Source organism: Glaciecola nitratireducens FR1064, from assembly GCF_000226565.1.
In the GTDB taxonomy this organism is placed as follows: domain Bacteria; phylum Pseudomonadota; class Gammaproteobacteria; order Enterobacterales; family Alteromonadaceae; genus Glaciecola; species Glaciecola nitratireducens.
Genome location: NC_016041.1, coordinates 3292946 through 3311643 on the forward strand (window position 1 = coordinate 3292946; position 18698 = coordinate 3311643).

Sequence of the window (18698 nt, forward strand, 5' to 3'; positions counted from 1 at the left end):
TATAATCCTACCGACTAAATTACGGAGAGCATCCAGTGCTAGATTGGTTTAAAGTTCGTGTTCAATACATACTTCCAAAACATTTATTATCAAGAATGGTTGGTTGGTTGGCGTCTGCTGAAGCTGGCGCTTTAACGCAGTTTCTTATCAAAATTTTTATAAAAGCATTTAAAGTAGACATGTCGGAAGCCAAGCATTCAGACCCTAGCTACTACAGAACGTTTAATGCCTTTTTTACCCGTGAATTAAAAGATGACATTCGCCCTATCGAAGATAATGACAAGCAGCTTTGCCATTCTGTTGACGGCAGAGTCAGCCAATTTGGTAAAATTATTGGCGACAATATTTTTCAGGCAAAGGGTCACAACTACAGCGTAACAACGCTATTGGGCGGTAAGCCTGAGCTAGCGAGTATATTTAAAGGCGGCGAATTTGCCACCATTTACTTATCTCCGAAAGATTACCATCGCATTCACATGCCAATTGACGGCAAACTCACCGACATGCTGCACGTGCCAGGCGAACTATTTTCTGTTAATCCGCTAACTGCTGCAAATGTTCCCGGTTTATTTGCGCGAAATGAGCGCGTTGTAACGATATTTGATACCCCTGTTGGTAAAGTAGCCATTGTGCTTGTAGGAGCCACTATTGTGGCAAGCATAGAGACAGTGTGGGCAGGTAATATAACACCACCAGCTGGCAAGACTGTACAGCACTGGCAATATGAAGATGAGGACATACGCTTAAGTAAAGGCGAAGAAATGGGCCGCTTTAAATTAGGCTCAACAATTGTAGTTTGCTTTGAACCTAATGCTGTCGAATTTGATGATCTGCAGGCTGGCATGATTACGCGACTAGGGCAGCCATTTGCTGTTGTCAAAGAAGATATCGAAAAATCAAACGACACTAAATAATCTTGATGGATCCCGTCAAGAAAAGCCTAATATCATTGCATATTACCGTAATGCTGTTAGGCGGCACTGCGCTTTTTTCCCAACTCATTCCCTTGGGTTCAATTGACATTACTTTTGCTCGGTCTGTATTCGCCTGCCTGCTGCTTTTTGCTGTCGCTAAGCTAAGTGGGGATGGATTACGGCTGAATTCAAACAGAGACTATTTTATTGCGTTCGGCCTTGGCATTATTATGGCAGTGCATTGGGTAACCTACTTTATGGCGATGCAGCTATCGAGTGTCTCAGTCGGTATTATTGCCCTATTCACATTCCCCGTCATAACAGTGCTAATCGAACCCTACTTTGAGAAAAACCGCTTGTTATGGCAAGACATAGCAAGTGCAGTTGTAGTGCTAGCGGGTATTGCGTTAATCGTTCCTGATGCTTCGCTCGAAAATGACGTTACCTTAGGTGTCATCGTCGGCATTTTTTCTGCATTTCTTTATGCTATGCGCAACTTATTACATCGCCATTATTTTTCACATTACAGCGGTGCAAAAGCAATGGCTTGGCAAACACTCATTGTGTGCCCTACCTTGGTATTTTTTGTATCCGATGAACTCGTGATGATCGATTTAAATACCCTATGGTTGCTGCTAGCACTAGGTACGTTTTTTACCGCTATTCCACATGCGATGATCGCTACTACATTACAGCATTTGCGAGCCAAAACCTTTTCTTTGGTTGCTTGCATGCAGCCGTTTTACGCTATTTTATTTGCTATGATTTTGATTAATGAACAGCCTACTTGGCAAACTTTAGTTGGTGGTTTACTGGTAATTTCTGCGGCGATATACGAAACTATTAATACTCATAAAGAAAATCAAAAAGCCAAACAATGCTCGTAATTGCTCACCGTGGTTTTAGCAGCCAATATACTGAAAATACAATTGTCGCCTTTAAGCACGCGTTAATGCTTGATGTCGATGCTATTGAGCTTGATATTCATCAAGTAGAACATGAGTTTTTAGTTTTTCATGACCCATACGTGAATAAACTGACTAATGGAAAAGGTCGTATCTTCGATTTACCGTTAAATCAAGCTCGTCAATTACTAGTGAAAGGTGAAGATCAAATACCGACTTTAAATGAAGTTGCTGAGTTAATAGGAGATCGAGTCATCTTGAATATTGAAGTCAAATCGCTTTTATGTGTTCAGGAGTTTGTTGTCTATGTTAAGAAGCTCATTGCTGAGCACAACTGCAAAGTGGTAATTTCATCCTTTGACCATCCGGTATTAATGGCCATAAAAATGAGCTTCAGCGACTTCATAGAAGCAGAGTTGTTGTCGGAAGAGCCCTCAGCCGGTAAGGAGCCTTCAGCAGGTGAGGAGCCATCAGCGGACAAAAAGCCTTTAGCTTACCCAGTAGAGTTCGGTGCATTGATTGCGCATGCACCTTTTGATCACGCCAAATATGCAGGAACACTAGGTGTGGCAATCGCGGCAACGGATTGGAATACAGTAAATGCAGACTTTGTTGAAGATGCTCACGCGCGCGGCAAAAAGGTATGGTGTTATACAGTAAACCATGAGGAAACCTTGGTAGACCTAATAGCCATGGGTGTCGATGGCATATTCACAGACCGTCCAGACTGGGCCAGGCAATTCATTAGCCAAAGAAACGCTAACACGTAAACTACCGCGGTTGCCAATTAACAGACTTTATTCTTGTTCGCATTCATTAGCTGCCAGCGCAGGCACGAGTGAAACACTCGGGTCCCAAATTCTATCCCAAATCCGGCCGATTTGACTGAGGTCTGGCCGCTGACTCACCTTTTCAAAATCGCCAACTTGTATGCCTGACTCAGTCCACTCGCCTACAGCGAAGTTGAACACGTAACTGCATTCCACACCCATACGCAAATCAGACAGCACGATCCTTTCTTCTTTTTGGCGCACTGAGTAAAAGCCTTTGGTAAACCATTGCAGTCGCTCAATACCCCATTCACTTTGGATTTCATTGAGGAGTTCGGGGTAAGTGCCATATGCATTTAAGCTGACGTTTTGCGGAGAATCAAAAACAGAGGCGTATCCCTCATAGTAGCGACCATCAGACATTACAACAACTCGCCAAAGTAAGGTGCTCAGTGGTGCGGGCGTGCTAATGTAAACGTCCGTTTGTATATTTCTGTTGCTTAAAGCGACTTCAACTTTTTGATCAATCGCGACCTTAGCAATCAAAGACCAACAAATATATGCGCTGCTCAACGCTAAACCATACAGGTTCATGCGACGGGCTGTCGTTAACTTGACCTTAGGAAATAGTGCGAAGACTAAGCCCAGCAATAGAGGCAAAGTGTACATAGGGTCAATAATAAATAGATTGGACGCGCCAAAGGGGTATTCGGTGAGCGGCCACATTAATTGTGTTCCGTAAACGGTGAAGCTATCTAATATTGCGTGAGTGGATAAAGTTAAAAATACAAGCCAAAACCACTGCTTTGCATACTGGCGAGTGCCTGTATGTAGTTTTAAAATAAGCCAAGTGATAATCGGGCTAGCAAGAAGATGAACGAAAAGGGAGTGGCTGAAACCACGGTGGTAAGTAAATGCTTCGACTTCACCTACATAAGGAAGGAATACATCTAAATCGGGCAAGGTTCCTAAAACTGCGCCCCAAACAAGCGCCTTACGTCCAACTTTATTTCCCAATACAGCGTAACCAACCGCCCCGCCAAGGGCGATTTGTGTTAAAGAATCCATATTTACTTATTGTAGTTTTGAAACGGTGGTTGATATTAGAACGAGTGCTTTTTAAAGCCAACAGCTTCTAGCTTAAAAGCACCATCAAAGAGTGTGCATTACTTTACGGAGCCACATTCATCGTCACAGGTTTTACAACTGTTGCAAAGTCGCATGTTAGTAACATGAGCTGCGATAATCAAAAAGGCGCCAATGGCGATAGTGAATGGTTCATATTGATGACCAAATATGTCTTTATTCCAGTATATTAAGCCACCCAGGGCTAGAGAATAAATCGGATAAAGTTGACGATGATACTTATGGAACCCAACAAATAAAGCGGCAAAGCCGACGAGAATTGAAAATGTCAGTATCATTCTTTCAAACCAAACTTCAGCGAAAACGCTGCTAGCCACTAATGGGGCAATAGGCAGTAATACAGGCAGAAGCAAACAGTGCACTGCACAAGCACTGGACACCCAGATACCAATGCGGTCTAAAACGACATTTTTCGTTTTAGGCACAACAGTAGCTTGAGAGACGCTGCTTGCGCTACTCTCTGCTTCTAGTATCTCTGGTTTAAGTTCAGCTACTCTGCTGTTCATATGCTCTTCTCAAAAGACGGATTCAATCAATACGGATTACGTTATCGTTATAATATAACATCTAATTTGAGAACTGTAAAAGTTTTAAAACAATACGAGTGTATTTATTCAAAAAGTATATTCGGGACGTTTATTCAGGAGCTATGTCAGTAGTCGTCTGTATCGATCTATTCGCAAGCCTTGGCTGCTCGAAGCTATCGGAAATATCCTCGCCCCCAAGAGACAGGAACTCACTTACCGTAATGAGTTCGACGTCATCTGGTAAGTTTGCTAACTTTTTCTTCAAGAACGCGATACTTATTTCATAGGGGTGAGCAATGCCAATAACTGCGCCGTTGCGCCTTGCCTTGCGAACAAGTTGCTCAAACTGTTTTTCAAGAAACGCTTCATTCGCATAGTGATCAAGAAAGACATGACGCTGAGCCGTGGCTACGCCATGTTGCTGAGCAATCTGATGCGCTTTGGTAAATTTCGTCGTACGACTGTCTATGAAATATAGCTTATTGTTGTTAAGCACATCCATCACTGCATTCATCTGCAGCGTAATTTGCGTAAGTTTACTGCCCATATGATTATTCACGCCAATGGCATGTGGCACAGACTCTAGAGCTAACAATAAAGCCCTTTCTACTTCGTTAGGATACATACTAGCTAATAAGGCGCCATCGCCCAAGGCTTCACCGTGCAGAGACTCCATGGGCATATGTAACATAACCTCGCGCCCTTGATGATAAGAGTAAGTTGAAAACTGCGTTGAAAAAGAAGTATGGGGGAGTATTGAAAAGGTGACTTTTTCAGGCAATGCGAATGCTGCGGCATCGGCTCGTTTATTCCCGATATCGTCAATAATGATGGCAATCTGAGCCTTTTTTTGCTTAAAGCTTGGGTATTGTTTAACTTGTTGAGCGCGCTCCAAATTTGCTTTCGCCGATTTTGTGAGCGCTATGCTGCTTTTTTCACTGCCACTTTTAGGCAGTTGCTGAGCAGCATCCACAAGTAAACTGACACACATCAATAGCATGACTATGGTTATTTTTTTTAGCACACTTTTTCTTCACTTTTCATTACCAACAACGTATTTGGTAATATAAGTTGATTGTTTTTATTATTAGTCAATTAGAGGATATCAATGCTTTGCAATAAATGCACCCAAAATGAAGGCAAAAGATTGATTTATTGAAAAAACATGAATTTAACGTTAAACACTAGCAGAGGCACTGTGACAACCGGGGCTTAGCATTTCCCTGTTAATCAAATTAATTTCGCGTGTACGCAATATAATTAGTGAAAAGGTTTAGCTGAAAAAAAATCGCCAACAAATTGGCGATTTCAACTTACAACAACATAACTAAAGGAGAATGCTGATATAACCGGATTTATAAGAGTAGCTACCTGTCCTTCAGCTAAGAGTTCTACCAGCGCTCGAGGATCCAATATATAGCAACCACACCTATCAGTAGAGAAAGTAATTGCATGCCATAGCGCCTGTAGAAATTGCTTTCTCTTAGCAGTAATAAAATAGGCAGGAAAATCACCAACAAACCTATCTGTCCTAGTTCAACTCCTAGGTTAAAACCTAAGACGCTGAGCAATTGATGCTCCTCGGTGAAACCAAATTCGGACAAGGCCCCCGCAAAACCCATACCGTGAATAAGACCAAACACGAAAGTAATTAAGCTTAAGTTTTTAACCATCGGAAATAAGTTATTAATAACATTAAACAATATTGACGCAGCAATGACGACTTCAATCCAAGATCCCATAACGGGAATAATGCCAAGAGCAGTACCTGATAATGTAATTGAATGTGCGATCGTAAATGAGGTAACGATGAGCAGCGTCTTTTTAATAATGACTTTTTTAGACTCTACACTACGCCATTCACCTAAGTGTCGATAAAAACAGAGGGTTAATAGTAAGGTAAATAAGAAAAGAATATGATCAAGACCAATGAGAATATGGAAAATTCCTTGATAGATAAATGCCCAAAATGTCGACCACGATGAGCTGCTGTTGAGCTCGACGTTTATTGAGTTTCGACTATTTTCGTTATCAATAATGAATACATGTTCTTCTGATGCAACAAGCAAACTAACGATAGCTTTATGATTTGCGGCGGCTTCGAATAGCAGTGAATACTCAAAGCTCAGCTGCCCTTTACCAGCGCATTTTGAGGAAGAATACAAAGGCGAAGAGAAAGACATCACCAGATAGGTAACTGCATTAAGCTCCTGCAGCTCAAGCTGATTATTCAATTTAAGTATGCACTGCTGAGTGCCGGTGTAGAAACGTAATCCATTGGTAACATAGTTTTGAAGGGCGTCTCCGCTTGCTTCAATTTCGCCCCATGTGAGCTCACCATTGGCATTTGCGTCCAGCGTAACAACTTCTTTTAAATCCAAAATATCTAGTTTTAATTGACCATCAAGACTGCCATCATCGCGCAACTCAGCAGAGATAAAAGTGGTACTGAGTTCATGAGCCAGTGAGCTGCAGGTAAACAATGCAACCAATAATAAAACAACGCAGCGTTGATTCATTGAGTGTTCTCCTTAAGTTTGTTCTCTGAGGAGAAATCTAGTGCTGCAAGCTCAGTCATTTCTAACAAGCGTTTGTCGTCTAGCAGCTTTGCTTGCTGCCAATTAATCAGCGCCCAAGCGTTTGCTTTTTGATAGTCACGTTCAATGAAATAGTAATAAAGCGCGATATCAAAAGCATGCTCTTTATCATCCCTAGACTCTCTTAACTCTGCGCGTGAACGCACCTTTTTCAACCATACATTGTCCGAGAGCGCTGAGGATTGTTCTGCTATCGCGAGTCTTAAAATAAGCGCGTCATCTTGATTACTTGAATTATTAACAACATCTCCGAGACGTCTAATCACTTTATCTGGCTTACCTAACTCTAACTGGATGTCTGCCCACAAAACCCAGAAGCTAACCGGCACTTTTTGCTCTAAATAAGGGGATAATATTTTTTCAGCGCGCAGTAACTCGCCATTCTCTTTAGCCAGACTCGCATAGGTTTCTGAAGACCAGATTGCCACGCGATTGTCATCAGAAGACCGGTTTTTTAAAATGACGGAGAGCTGCTGGAGGCTCAATGATAGGTCGCCATTTTGCGCTTTCGCATTTATTGCACATGTTGCCACAACCGATTGCTGCGCAATGGTAATAAGACGCAAACAAGTTTTTTCGGCAAATTCATGCTCACCTAGAACAGAATGCATATTGGCCAACAATAAAATCGCGTTCGCGTTTTTAGGCTGCATTTTAAGCAAACTGCCGAGCAACTCTTTACTCTCTTCGAAAAGGTGGTAATGCTGTTTAATAACAGCATCGTAATACAATCTATCTGCTGCTGACACATCTTGCACTGAAGCCTGCCTTAGCAAACTCGCTGCTAATGGGTAGTTTACGCTATTACCAGGATAGGGAGCGTCGCTAAGCAACTTTTTTATTTGCTCACTTACACTTAGATTTGATGCTTGTGTTGGCCATTTTGCCACTATGACGGATGATGACTTTGGCACATAAGGTTCCGACGCGAGGGACACATTAGAGTGAATGAACAAAATTAAAGAAATTACAAACAAGCGTTTCACAAGAAAAACCACTCCTAGTCATGAGTCAGATAAATATAATTAATTGAAAAAAATGCCGTCCTTGGCATAAAACTAACTTAGTTGTTGTCTATCAAATCCTGATAGTCACTTTGGTCATTTGAGTCTTGCGTAAACACTCTACCATTCAGTAAAAGTGGTGCATCAGTGCTTGGTGCAGCAAACGCAAGACGGCTATAACTCAAAAATGATAACTGCAAAGCCTCAATTGTAATATTTACGCTTGCTGATGCCTCTAGCCCTTCAGCATCTCTAACTACATAGCTGAACATATCCGAGCCCGTTACTTCATCAAACGGTTGATATGTATATTCACCCATATCGCCGAGGACAATGCTGCCTAGCTGAGGTTCAGATGTTAGCTCATAAGTGAGTGCTTGCCCTTCAGGATCTGTACCTGACAGTTGCTCAGTTATTGGCACTTCAGTCTGCGTAATCAAATTGACTGAAGCTGCCGTTGGTGCTTGATTAACTGGAACAACTTCTTCTTTATCATTATCTGAATCGAAACAAGCAGACAAACTAACTACGCCTGCTAAAACGATCGCGGCTTTCACCGCAGATTTTTTAATTTTCATCATGTTCTCCTTAACCGTTATTACTTAGAACCCGCAATCGGAGTCGCTAGATATGGGAAAGTAGTCATCATCATACTAGCGTTACTAGGCGCACCGTCAGTAAATGGAACGGTTCCAACACTCGCATCATCTGGTTCACACAAGCCTAAGTTTGTTGGCTCACCAGCAACCGGGATCGGATGACACAGCGCGCCCATAACGACACGTAAAGCGATATCAACAACATCATCACCAGGACGACGACCATTCGGGAAACCAGCAAGATCGTCACCCGCCACACCAAATGGGCTCTGCTCTGCTGCCGGCTTTGCAGGAATACCAGTATTCAAACGTAACATTTCTGATGGCGTAACGGTCTGTAATTGGTTAACACCTTCAAACCCAGTTAAGAATGCTGTTACTAAATCAACACGTGGAAAGTTAGTTGGAGCCAATGTTTCAATGCTCGTTCCTAAAGTAGTATTCACCGCGTCCTTGAACAAAATATTCAAAAGCTCTGGTAATGAGGGATGCGTAACATAGTCAGCAAACTGACCATCATTTTTTGGGTGAGATGAAGAGAATTTATCCTTATCTTTGATACCGATGACTAGTTCATTCACTAACGGCGAACCCAGTCTTGATACTTGTGTTAAAGCACCACCATTCACTTCGGTTTTATCAAACGTAGGATTCGGATTAAGGATCCTTGTTTGCGGCAAACTTGCCGTAGTCCAAGCACCTATCGTGCCGTTACCACTTCCAGTCACACAACTTTTTGGTACTTCAATTGCGATACTCGTGACGTTTTTATCGATTAAATCATCGTTTGCTGAATCTTGGGTAATACCACCTGGAAAACCATTACCGTCACCGCTGCCAGGCATGCTATCGCCTTCAACAGGAACGTAGTTCACCAAGTCGAATGTTTCACCTAAATTAACCACAAATGGGTCTTTACGCTGACCAACAAAGACTCGTGCCGCCGCTTCACAACCAGGTATTTGCACGTTGTATACAAAAGTGTCGGCATAAGCGCTATAGCCAGCCTCATTTGTAAACGTTTTGTTTCCGATATAATCCAACGGTTTTTTAAATTCCGCATTACCTGAGGCCGTTATCGCTGTTTGTGTGCCAGTGCTCATAGCACCTTCAATCAGGGTTAAATTGTAGGTTTCAGCAAAATTGGCATTTGCTTGGCTTTCTGCGCTTATGCCGCCAACATTGATAAGGGGTACTGCAACTGTTCTTTGATTGCCTTCTGGTCCAACAGTTAAGGCTACGCCTTGGTTATTGTTTGGTAATGATTTGGTAAAATTAAAAGCAAAAGTAAGGTCTTCTGTTGCATCACCATCGTTGTCGATGTGAATGCTGTATGTTGCTTCAGGATCCATTGCAAAATAATTTGGACCGCCATATGCATCTTGAAGAGGAATATAGTTGGCAATCATCGTCACAAAATCGCCACGCCCTTCTTCGTAACTATTAAAGATATAAAAATCAGTGGAATCTAGCGTTGGTAATCGCGTGATGTTTGGAGCTTCACGGTGGCTTGATGCATCTGCAATTCCGGCTGCCATTAATGCAGTTATAGCAATTGCTACCTTAGAAATTCGGTTGTTTATCATTATACTTTCCTTTATTTGGATGAATTTAACACTCGGGAAGCCAAACGCGTGGGTGAATGTATTGGATGCAAAAAAAATATATTTTTATAAATTAATTTTGAAAGAGCTGTTTTGAGGAGGGGGCACCGCGTTTTTGAAAAATTTAAAAAGTTAATAAGGCATGTATTAGTGGAGTTGGAGCAACATACTTCGTTGCTCCAACCTTAGACTTCGCTTTTATGATTTATAGATAAGCAAGCTCAGTTGCATATAAAACATCCGTTGGTGCACCGTTAGGTGAGCCGCCTTTTGGCTCTCGGCTAACCGCGAGTGCTGCAATTTCAATTCTATCGAATTCAGCAGGTTTGGATAAATAGAATTCACCCGATTGCTGCATAACACCAATAGAAATAGGTGCACCTCCTGAGGCCGGAACAATCCAAAGTTGATAATCGTTATTTGGTAGTCTCGGCACCAATGAAGTCACTTTTACTCTTATGTCATTGGTAAGTACATCAATCGACCATAATGTTTTTGCATCTTCATTACTGATGACCGCAAGGCTCTGTACCTGCTGCGGAGCGTCAAGCTCAATATTAGTTGACACTATCACTGCAAGAATCAATGCAGCAGCAGTTGCAACACCAGACCACCATTTCCAGACAATATTTTTGCCTTCGCTGCTAGCTTTGTCTTGCCTAATTTGAACTACATTATCTGTATTGACTGATTCAGTCGACTCCGCGGGTTCTTGACCAATAATACCTAAGCGCTTGCGTATGTTTTGTAAAACATACTCTCTTGGTTCAACGGGCTGCAGGTGTAATGCCATTTCATTTAAATGCGATTCCCAGTATTTTATTTCTTGGGCAATACGTTCATTTCCAAACTTTAGTGCTTCGAATCTCTCCCTCGCTTTACCTCTTAAGGTGCCAAGCACATACTCAGCCGCTAGCGCAGATATTAATTGTGGGTTGTTATAATTCATAGACCTAAACACCTCTGTAAACTTGTTAATCCTCTTCTGATCCAACTTTTAATGGTGCCTAAAGGCAGATTTAAATGCGCCATTACTTCAGAATGCGATAGACCATTAAAATAAGCTAAATGGATTGCCTGCCTTTGCTGTTGCTCAAGCTCGTTCATACAACCTTCGATTTTAGCGTCATATGCAGGTGTCTCAGCTTCAGGCGATTCTATCTCACTGACTATGTCGTCGGATAATTCGTCCTCTTTCCTTACTTTCTTGCTGCGCAGCATGTCCAATGCTCGATATCGGATAATACTCACCATCCAAGTCAAGACCGTACCTTGACCTTCTTTGTAATAATCAGCTTTATACCAAATGCTGACATAAGCCTCTTGCAAAGCTTCCTCGGCACTATCTCGATTTTTCAACATTTTCAGTGCGACCGCAAAAAGCTGACCACTGGTGATATTGTAAAGCTCAGTAAAAGCTTGCTGATTGCCGTTCGCTACTTTCTTTAGCAATAACAACAGTTCTTCATGTTCCATAAAAATCCTCAATTACATTTATATAGCCAAACGAGCGAATCAACAAAGTGGATGCAAAAAACAAATGCAAACTTACAAATAGCATTTTAATGAAGAGGCTACACTAAAAAGTGACCATTGGCACATTCAGTTGATATTCAGAAGTAACAGACTAAGATTGCCTTCAGACACAAACAGGTTGCCTATAGAGGCGATAAAAAAGCTGACTCTTTCGCCAGCAATTTATAAGGGAATAACATGGCTATGTTAGAAATGCCAGTGCAAAATTCAACGCCTTATATCAAATAGGTCGAACTGCGGTTGTTACTAAAGAGAATACTGCAGCAGGTATCACCGCTATGGGTAAGCTGCAAATTCAGTCGGGTGATACAAAGGCCGCTACAGATTTACTGGCAAGCATTTCAGTCGCCGGCAATAAAGATCTGAAGAAGAACATTCATAAACTGAAAAAATGCTGTAAACCATAAAACGCAACTACATTTCACGAGTTAATCACCGGCAGTATACGATTATGCCGGTGACACACTTTGTTAGAATTTTTGCAGTAAAAACAAGAGCAGAACTATGCTATTTTTGTGCTTAGATTTGTAGAAAGCGAATTCCAAATTCTATTATTACTAGCAATTTCTATTTGCTCTTCAAGGATATCAGACAGATGCTCCTTAGTGGTCAACGGGTTAGCCAATACCACGCGAAAAACGGTAATAACCTCTCCGTTGTATTTCTCAATTTCAATGCGCGTTCTTGATACAAACGACTTGCCCGCTTCCCGCTGCTGCTTTTGCACCGATACAGTCAAACTGTCTAACTTTTTATTGATATTTGCAATATCAGATACAGGCATATTCTCCAAACCGGACAATGTTTGTGGTCTAAGTCGGTAGGTCAATAAAGATAAAGTGGGCTGTGTAGTAAGCTCAAAGTCGGGGTGCGCATTAATCATCGCAGCAAATTCAAGCGCTAACTCAATGCTTTTGTTGATAAGCAGCTCGTATCCTCGACGCCCTAATATGTGCAGCGAAGAATACACCATTAATGCCATGCCGTTGCGCGACCCTTCAAGCGTCGTTGCACCTAAATCTTTAGAGCCCTCACGAAGGATGTATTGAGCGTGATGACGAACAGCATTGCTGTGCTTTGGATCCTTGAATAAAGCCATGCCTGCGCCCATCGGCACGTACATTTGTTTATGCGCATCAATAGTGACTGAGTCTGCGTGTTCGATACCTGCCAATTTCCCACGGTAGCGCTCAGAAAACAAAGTTGCACCGCCCCAAGCGGCATCAACATGAAACCAACAGTCGAGCTCTTTAGCCACATCAGCAAGTTCATCTAGTGGGTCAACGTGACCTGTTTCGGTCGTACCCGCTACACCCACAATCGCCAGCAATTTATTGCCTGACTCTTGATAAGCCTTACCTAATCTCAATGCTTGATGCGGGTCGAGCTTTTGTGTGGGGCTGTGTACCGTAAGCATATTATTGCGACCAATGCCCAGTACGTCGACCGTTTTGGACAGTGAATAATGTCCACGGTTAGACGACATCACACCAATATTGTCGTAGCCATAATGACGATAAGCTGCAGCTAAACCTGCTTTTGCGACACCAGGAAACTTACCATCAGCGGAGAAAAGTTGGTTTCGAGCAACCCAAAGTGCAGTTATGTTTGCTACCGTGCCGCCAGAACAGAAGGATCCTAATGAATGATCCGCACTATGCAGATAATCCTCATAAAATTTATCATCTTGCTGATAAATCAAATTATGCATCATGCCAAGCGTTTGTCTTTCTAGTGGCGTGAATGCTTTAGATGTTTCAATTTTGACTAAGTTTTGATTTAAACCTACTAATAATTTCGCTAGCGTTAGATGGAAATAGGGCAGTGCTGATGTCATATGACCAATGAACGTAGGAGAGTAAGTGTTCACCGAGTGTGCGACTAACTTCGTGAGTAGTGACTCCGCATGCTCAGAGACAAATTCTGGACTGTCAGGAACAGCAGCGCTGAAGAAATCTTTTTCAATTTCTTCTAAAGAGGTCTTCTTTGTGACCACATGCTGAGAAAGGAAATCCGAAATATTATCAGATAAATGCCTTTCTATTTTTGCTAACGTTGAATCACTGTGCTCGGGCTTTGTAAAAACTCGAAATAGATGTTCTAAGCTAACTTCTGCTTTTGCCAATTTGCAACCTTACATGAAAACTTTCAGGGGCGAACTTTACCCCACTTCTACGTCAATACCAAGATACTGGATGTCACAAATATCAACAAAAGACGCTAAATTGATGTAAAAACACGCGAAATTATTGAAAACATTAAAGACTTTGCTGTTTAGAGCTGATATATATTGAACAGCTGGTGAAATTTCAGCCTAAGAAAGATCAACACGAGGTACTAACATGACTCATCCGCAGGTCGAAGTAGAATTCAAAATGGAGCGCGTCGTTCCTTACTTTCAACCCATCATGAATTTACAGAACAACCGCGTGTGGCGTTACGAATGTTTAGCCAGATTGCTGGGTGATAAAGAACATATATTTTTACCGAGTGAATTTTTGACTATTGTTGAAAGAGAAAACTGGAATACAGAGTTAACGCATCATATATATGAACAAAGCCGCCGATACTGTGTGCATCGCAACATGCCATGGAGCATAAACCTCAGCGAGTCGGATTTAAACGACGAGTCGCTAGTCGCATGGCTAATCTACTCACATGAAAATACAAGTACGACCTTATTTGGCATTGAAATTTCGCATGCAGCGCTACAGAAGTACCTTCCCGTTATTTCCCACCTGCGCGAAAGATGCCCGAATTTGGCCATCATTGTGGATGACGTATCCACCAACAATGCAGCTTTAGAGCAAGCACTCACATTAAAAATCCAAGCGGTCAAACTATCTGGTGCACTGATCAACAGTCTTACCATAGATAAACAATTACTGACTGACCTAGTGAAACTGTGTAAAACAAACAAGACGAAATTGGTAGCAGAACATATTGAAAATAAGCTTACATTGGCCTTAGTTCTCTCTATGGGCATAGAGTATGGCCAAGGTTTTTATCTGTCCTCGCCATCAGCCACTGTCTGAAGCTGCCAGCACTGCTGACCCGACTCTGTATACTTGCGCTCAAATGGCGTAATGGGAACTCCGCTAACTTCTTGGATACTGCTTTTCACACCATGAATGCTCAACGCCTGCTGAAACTCTTCAAGGTAGGTTAGCCAATTACTTCTTACTTCAATATTCCTTGAACACTTCAGCAGAGCGATAAAGGCAGGACTCGCATGCCAGCGCTTTTGAACTTGCGCTTTTTTAGGGTATGGATTTGGATAGAATACGCATTGTTTGCTGATGGTCCACTTGGCGGTTGCTGAGCAGTCGGCAATTAAGCGCCAGAAATCATTCAAGTCAGCCTGAAAAACTTTGACGTTATCAGCGCTTTTATCGACAGCTCTTTCTGCTCTTATATCCGTACTTTCGTAGTCCTTTTTTCGCTTGTAATATGCATGCTTATCGAGTCGAGCCACTGACTTATCAATGCCAATAACCTTGGCATTTGGGTTTTGTTGCGCAAGCACAATCGTACTCTCGCCCACACCACAGCATGCATCGATGATCACATCGCCCTGCCAGTTCCCCAGCCAATCGATAACCAGTTGGAAGGTCTGTTTAGTATGCTCAGCAATCGGTTTTTTAAACTCAGACTGCCGATACTTATTCACAATACTGGTGAGGTCTTCATGCACGCCCAACTGATTGGTCGTAATTTCTCTTGGCCTCGATTCCATTAGGTACGAATACCTGTCCCTTTGGACAACAAACGATAAGCGATCGCAAACAACACGACATTAGAGCCAATCAAAATACCCAATGCCATCAGGTAATTCACATCAGCGCTCCCCAAAAAACCATATCGAAATGCGTTGACCATATGATAAATAGGATTAACTAAAATAACGCCCTGCCAGAAGTCATTAAATACTGTTTCTAGCATTGATGCAGAGTAAAAAACGCCTCCAAGATAAGTAAGAGGAGTTAAAACAAAGGTAGGTATAATACTAATATCGTCGAAACTTTTCGCATAAATACCATTGATTAAGCCGGCCGTTGAAAACAGGACGGAGGTTAATAAAATGGTCAGAATGATTATGCCGTAGTGTGCAATTTTTATATCGACAAAAAACATCGATACAATAATAACGACAACACCAATGATCGACGCTCTCGCTACACCACCGCCAACAAAACCCATAATGACAACCCAAGTTGGGACTGGGGCAACTAGTATTTCTTCAACATTACGTTGAAATTTAGCACTGAAAAAGGAAGACGAAACGTTCGAATATGAGTTTGTGATCACGGCCATCATAATCAAACCAGGAACGATAAACTCCATGTAACTAGAACCGTCAATTGGGCCAATCCTATCACCAATAAGCTTACCAAAAATGACAAAATATAAGGACATTGTGATGGCAGGCGGGACTAATGTTTGGACCCATATTCGCAGAAAGCGAGTGCACTCTTTAATCCAAATTGTTGAGAGCGCAGTCATATTACGATTACTCATTGGTCGCTCCTTTTTCTTGATTTGCTTCAACTAAACGTACAAATAGCTCTTCTAATCGATTCGACTTATTGCGCATACTCATTACCTGCACGTTTTGCTTGGATAACTCTTCAAACACAGGGTTTAAGCCGCTTGCTTTAGGTACATCGACCTCTAAGGTTTGATCGTCGTTAGCTCTGGACTCAAAGCCTTCGATACTGATTTTATTCGCGCCGGAAGCAATATCAAAAACAAATGTTTCGACGTTAAGAGTGGCCAATAGCGCTTTCATACTCGTGTTTTTAACAATTCTACCTTTATCTATAATCGCAATATTTCGACAAAGCATTTCCGCTTCCTCCAAATAATGCGTAGTTAAAATAATGGTGATACCTTGTTCATTGATTTTTTTGAGGAAAGTCCACATTGAACGACGCACTTCAATATCGACACCCGCGGTTGGTTCATCCAGAATCAGCATGCGAGGCTCATGCATTAATGCACGGGCAATCATTAGGCGACGCTTCATACCGCCAGATAACTCTCTTCCTGCAGAGTTACGTTTGTCCCATAGATCGAGTTGCTTCAGGTATTTTTCTGCGCGCACTTTTGCTACCGAGCGAGGTACACCATAATACCCAGCTTGATTAACCACGATTTGAAATAAGGTTTCGAACTGATTGAAATTAAATTCTTGCGGCACTAAGCCAATGCAACTTTTCGCGTTTACGATATCCGTTGCTAAATCATGTTCGAATATTTTCACACTGCCGCTCGATTTATTAACTAGCGAGCTAACGATGCCAATTGTGGTTGATTTACCAGCGCCATTGGGGCCGAGTAAGGCAAAAAAATCACCTTCCTCTACGGTTAAATCAATTCCTTTTAGCGCCTGCACTCCACCTTTATAGGTTTTTGCTAAGCCCTTTATATCTAATGCTTTCATTCTGCCTCTCAAGCCATTTTCACACACGTGAATACAGGTGTTTTACGCTCATGGTAAAAAGTGGCGGTATTATGCCAAAATTCGAGGCAAAAAGTTACACCTTAAAAGAATAAGATAAATGGGCAGCGCTTAGCGCTGCCCTACTTAGAAAAAAGTGAGTGAGAACTAGCCATTTAATAGCATGTGCACCGCTATGCTAGCGGCATAACCTAGGGCAATTGCTGGAGTCCATTTTAAATGCACGAAGAACGTGTAGTGACCGCGAGCCTGCCCCATTAGCGCGACACCCGCCGCTGAGCCAATGGATAGCAAACTACCGCCAACGCCAGCGGTTAATGTGACCAGCAACCACTGCACCTCGCTCATTTCAGGGTTCATTGTTAATACTGCAAACATCACGGGAATATTGTCGACGATAGCGGAAAGTATACCAACTAAGATATTGGCATTTAATGCACCCAATTGGCCGTACATAAATTCAGACGTTAAACCTAGATAACCCATAAAGCCTAAGCCACCAACGGCTAAAATAACGCCGTAAAAGAAGAATAATGTGTCCCACTCAGCCTGTGCTATTTTATTAAAAATATCAAATTTACCGTAACTCCCGTGCGGTGTTGAACCAGGAGAAGAATCTGGATCTTGTTCCCAATCTTGCTGCTGTTGCTTAAGGAAGAAAGCAAATAGCTTGAGATAAGCAAAACCCGTCATCATGCCAAATACTGGCGGCATATGCAGCACCAAGTGAAAACTAATTGCGGTAACAATGGTCGCAAGAAACAAACCGACGATAACTAATCCTCCTTGCTTGATCTTGAATTTACGCGCATTCGTCTCACTTGAAGGTATGCCCTTGGGTAGGGCAAAGCTCATAATTACTGCAGGTACTATGAAGTTAACAGCGGACGGAACAAACAGATCGAAGAAGGTCCAAAATTCAAGAATACCCTTTTGCCAAACCATTAATGTAGTGATATCGCCGAAAGGGCTAAAGGCACCACCTGCATTAGCTGCTACCACAATATTAATACAGGCTATGCCAATAAATTTAGGCTCGTCTTTACCTACTGCCATAACCACTGCGCACATAACGAGTGCTGTGGTTAAGTTATCTGCAATTGGCGAGATAAAAAATGCGAGTATGCCCGTTAACCAAAACAAACTTCTGTAACTCAAGCCTTTACTCACCAATACATCACGCAAAGCGTCAAATACGCCACGCTCTAGCATCGCGTTGATATAAGTCATTGCCACCAACAAAAAGAAAAACAGTTCAGAATATTCTAGGAAGTTGTGTCTAATGGCTTGCGCGACAAGCTCGTGTTCGCCCTGCCCTAAGTAAGCGACCGCAATTAAGATCCAAATAATACCTGCAGCTAAAAGGACCGGCTTTGATTTTCGTAAATGGAGTTTCTCCTCCAAAATCACGAAAACATAGGCAATCACAAAAATAGCGATGGCAATAAAACCATAGCTAGTTGCCGTTAGATCCAAAATACTAGCGTCAATCATTCCCGCAGTTTCAGACGCTTTAACGCCGAAACTCACACATAAAGACAGTAGCAGCATAACAACAACACGAAAACTCATTAGAAACTCCATTGGTGTGAAAAACTGGGAACGATTGCCCGGCAGTTTCTTTTAGGATAGAGA

General features: G+C 42.1%; 18 protein-coding genes. 4 read left to right on the top strand and 14 right to left on the bottom strand.

What is annotated here, in order from left to right; genetic code table 11:
• Window positions 1-35: 35 nt before the first annotated feature.
• From asd to GNIT_RS14125, 3 genes are read left to right on the top strand one after another with little or no spacing between them, the layout of a single operon-like run.
• Complete coding sequence (asd, locus tag GNIT_RS14115; RefSeq protein ID WP_041246449.1) at window positions 36-914, top strand: archaetidylserine decarboxylase; 879 nt, start codon at window positions 36-38, stop codon at window positions 912-914.
• 5 nt (window positions 915-919) lie between these two features.
• Entirely contained in the window at window positions 920-1801 is an 882-nt protein-coding gene (locus tag GNIT_RS14120; RefSeq protein ID WP_014109943.1) for a DMT family transporter, read from the top strand.
• On the top strand, window positions 1792-2589 hold the full coding sequence (locus tag GNIT_RS14125; RefSeq protein ID WP_014109944.1) for a glycerophosphodiester phosphodiesterase: 798 nt from the start codon (window positions 1792-1794) through the stop codon (window positions 2587-2589). The genes GNIT_RS14120 and GNIT_RS14125 overlap by 10 nt, the downstream gene beginning before the upstream one ends.
• Before the next feature lie 27 nt (window positions 2590-2616).
• On the opposite strand, the gene GNIT_RS14130 is transcribed toward GNIT_RS14125, so the two are convergent.
• The 10 genes from GNIT_RS14130 to panP all read right to left on the bottom strand — a co-directional run bounded on the left by GNIT_RS14130 (window position 2617) and on the right by panP (window position 13727).
• Complete coding sequence (locus GNIT_RS14130) at window positions 2617-3657, bottom strand: metal-dependent hydrolase (protein ID WP_014109945.1); 1041 nt, start codon at window positions 3655-3657, stop codon at window positions 2617-2619.
• A 98-nt stretch (window positions 3658-3755) separates the two neighbouring features.
• On the bottom strand, window positions 3756-4241 hold the full coding sequence (locus tag GNIT_RS14135; protein ID WP_014109946.1) for a MerC domain-containing protein: 486 nt from the start codon (window positions 4239-4241) through the stop codon (window positions 3756-3758).
• A 130-nt stretch (window positions 4242-4371) separates the two neighbouring features.
• Window positions 4372-5286: a divergent polysaccharide deacetylase family protein gene (locus GNIT_RS14140; protein ID WP_014109947.1), complete on the bottom strand. Its 915-nt coding sequence runs from the start codon at window positions 5284-5286 to the stop codon at window positions 4372-4374.
• Between the two features lie 367 nt (window positions 5287-5653).
• Complete coding sequence (locus GNIT_RS14145; RefSeq protein ID WP_014109948.1) at window positions 5654-6781, bottom strand: HupE/UreJ family protein; 1128 nt, start codon at window positions 6779-6781, stop codon at window positions 5654-5656.
• A complete protein-coding gene (locus GNIT_RS14150) occupies window positions 6778-7773 on the bottom strand; it encodes a tetratricopeptide repeat protein (RefSeq protein WP_148261722.1) in 996 nt (331 codons plus the stop codon). The genes GNIT_RS14145 and GNIT_RS14150 overlap by 4 nt, the downstream gene beginning before the upstream one ends.
• A 149-nt stretch (window positions 7774-7922) precedes the next feature.
• The gene (locus GNIT_RS14155) at window positions 7923-8444 is read right to left on the bottom strand and encodes an Ig-like domain-containing protein (protein WP_238526903.1); all 522 of its coding nucleotides are present in this window, start codon (window positions 8442-8444) and stop codon (window positions 7923-7925) included.
• A 17-nt stretch (window positions 8445-8461) separates the two neighbouring features.
• Window positions 8462-10000: a DUF4331 domain-containing protein gene (locus GNIT_RS14160; protein ID WP_238526974.1), complete on the bottom strand. Its 1539-nt coding sequence runs from the start codon at window positions 9998-10000 to the stop codon at window positions 8462-8464.
• A gap of 271 nt (window positions 10001-10271) precedes the next feature.
• Window positions 10272-11015, bottom strand: a complete 744-nt coding sequence (locus tag GNIT_RS14165; RefSeq protein WP_014109952.1) for an anti-sigma factor — start codon at window positions 11013-11015, stop codon at window positions 10272-10274.
• Window positions 11012-11542, bottom strand: a complete 531-nt coding sequence (locus GNIT_RS14170) for a sigma-70 family RNA polymerase sigma factor (protein WP_014109953.1) — start codon at window positions 11540-11542, stop codon at window positions 11012-11014. The genes GNIT_RS14165 and GNIT_RS14170 overlap by 4 nt, the downstream gene beginning before the upstream one ends.
• A 562-nt stretch (window positions 11543-12104) precedes the next feature.
• A complete protein-coding gene (panP, locus tag GNIT_RS14175; protein ID WP_014109955.1) occupies window positions 12105-13727 on the bottom strand; it encodes a pyridoxal-dependent aspartate 1-decarboxylase PanP in 1623 nt (540 codons plus the stop codon).
• A 217-nt stretch (window positions 13728-13944) separates the two neighbouring features.
• Between panP and GNIT_RS14180 the strand changes: the two genes are divergently transcribed.
• Complete coding sequence (locus tag GNIT_RS14180; RefSeq protein WP_014109956.1) at window positions 13945-14637, top strand: EAL domain-containing protein; 693 nt, start codon at window positions 13945-13947, stop codon at window positions 14635-14637.
• Here GNIT_RS14180 and trmB read toward each other — a convergent pair.
• The 4 genes from trmB to nhaD all read right to left on the bottom strand — a co-directional run bounded on the left by trmB (window position 14607) and on the right by nhaD (window position 18635).
• Window positions 14607-15338 carry a tRNA (guanine(46)-N(7))-methyltransferase TrmB gene (gene trmB / locus GNIT_RS14185; protein WP_014109957.1) on the bottom strand — a complete coding sequence of 244 codons (732 nt, stop codon included), beginning with the start codon at window positions 15336-15338 and terminating at the stop codon, window positions 14607-14609. The two genes, GNIT_RS14180 and trmB, sit on opposite strands and share 31 nt — an antisense overlap.
• Entirely contained in the window at window positions 15338-16120 is a 783-nt protein-coding gene (locus GNIT_RS14190) for an ABC transporter permease (protein WP_014109958.1), read from the bottom strand. Before GNIT_RS14190 ends, trmB begins: the two co-directional genes overlap by 1 nt.
• The gene (locus tag GNIT_RS14195; RefSeq protein ID WP_014109959.1) at window positions 16113-17045 is read right to left on the bottom strand and encodes an ABC transporter ATP-binding protein; all 933 of its coding nucleotides are present in this window, start codon (window positions 17043-17045) and stop codon (window positions 16113-16115) included. The genes GNIT_RS14190 and GNIT_RS14195 overlap by 8 nt, the downstream gene beginning before the upstream one ends.
• Window positions 17046-17210: 165 nt before the next feature.
• Window positions 17211-18635 carry a sodium:proton antiporter NhaD gene (gene nhaD / locus GNIT_RS14200; RefSeq protein ID WP_014109960.1) on the bottom strand — a complete coding sequence of 475 codons (1425 nt, stop codon included), beginning with the start codon at window positions 18633-18635 and terminating at the stop codon, window positions 17211-17213.
• Between the last annotated feature and the right edge of the window lie 63 nt (window positions 18636-18698).

What these genes read in the sequence shown, in the direction of transcription:
- GNIT_RS14120 (WP_014109943.1), top strand. Translation starts at nt 920, where the DNA reads ATGGATCCCGTCAAGAAAAGCCTAATATCATTGCATATTACCGTAATG.
- GNIT_RS14125 (WP_014109944.1), top strand. Translation starts at nt 1,792, where the DNA reads ATGCTCGTAATTGCTCACCGTGGTTTTAGCAGCCAATATACTGAAAAT.
- GNIT_RS14130 (WP_014109945.1), bottom strand. Translation starts at nt 3,657, where the DNA reads ATGGATTCTTTAACACAAATCGCCCTTGGCGGGGCGGTTGGTTACGCT.
- GNIT_RS14135 (WP_014109946.1), bottom strand. Translation starts at nt 4,241, where the DNA reads ATGAACAGCAGAGTAGCTGAACTTAAACCAGAGATACTAGAAGCAGAG.
- GNIT_RS14145 (WP_014109948.1), bottom strand. Translation starts at nt 6,781, where the DNA reads ATGAATCAACGCTGCGTTGTTTTATTATTGGTTGCATTGTTTACCTGC.
- GNIT_RS14155 (WP_238526903.1), bottom strand. Translation starts at nt 8,444, where the DNA reads ATGATGAAAATTAAAAAATCTGCGGTGAAAGCCGCGATCGTTTTAGCA.
- GNIT_RS14160 (WP_238526974.1), bottom strand. Translation starts at nt 10,000, where the DNA reads ATGGCAGCCGGAATTGCAGATGCATCAAGCCACCGTGAAGCTCCAAAC.
- GNIT_RS14165 (WP_014109952.1), bottom strand. Translation starts at nt 11,015, where the DNA reads ATGAATTATAACAACCCACAATTAATATCTGCGCTAGCGGCTGAGTAT.
- GNIT_RS14170 (WP_014109953.1), bottom strand. Translation starts at nt 11,542, where the DNA reads ATGGAACATGAAGAACTGTTGTTATTGCTAAAGAAAGTAGCGAACGGC.
- GNIT_RS14180 (WP_014109956.1), top strand. Translation starts at nt 13,945, where the DNA reads ATGACTCATCCGCAGGTCGAAGTAGAATTCAAAATGGAGCGCGTCGTT.
- trmB (WP_014109957.1), bottom strand. Translation starts at nt 15,338, where the DNA reads ATGGAATCGAGGCCAAGAGAAATTACGACCAATCAGTTGGGCGTGCAT.
- GNIT_RS14190 (WP_014109958.1), bottom strand. Translation starts at nt 16,120, where the DNA reads ATGAGTAATCGTAATATGACTGCGCTCTCAACAATTTGGATTAAAGAG.
- GNIT_RS14195 (WP_014109959.1), bottom strand. Translation starts at nt 17,045, where the DNA reads ATGAAAGCATTAGATATAAAGGGCTTAGCAAAAACCTATAAAGGTGGA.
- nhaD (WP_014109960.1), bottom strand. Translation starts at nt 18,635, where the DNA reads ATGAGTTTTCGTGTTGTTGTTATGCTGCTACTGTCTTTATGTGTGAGT.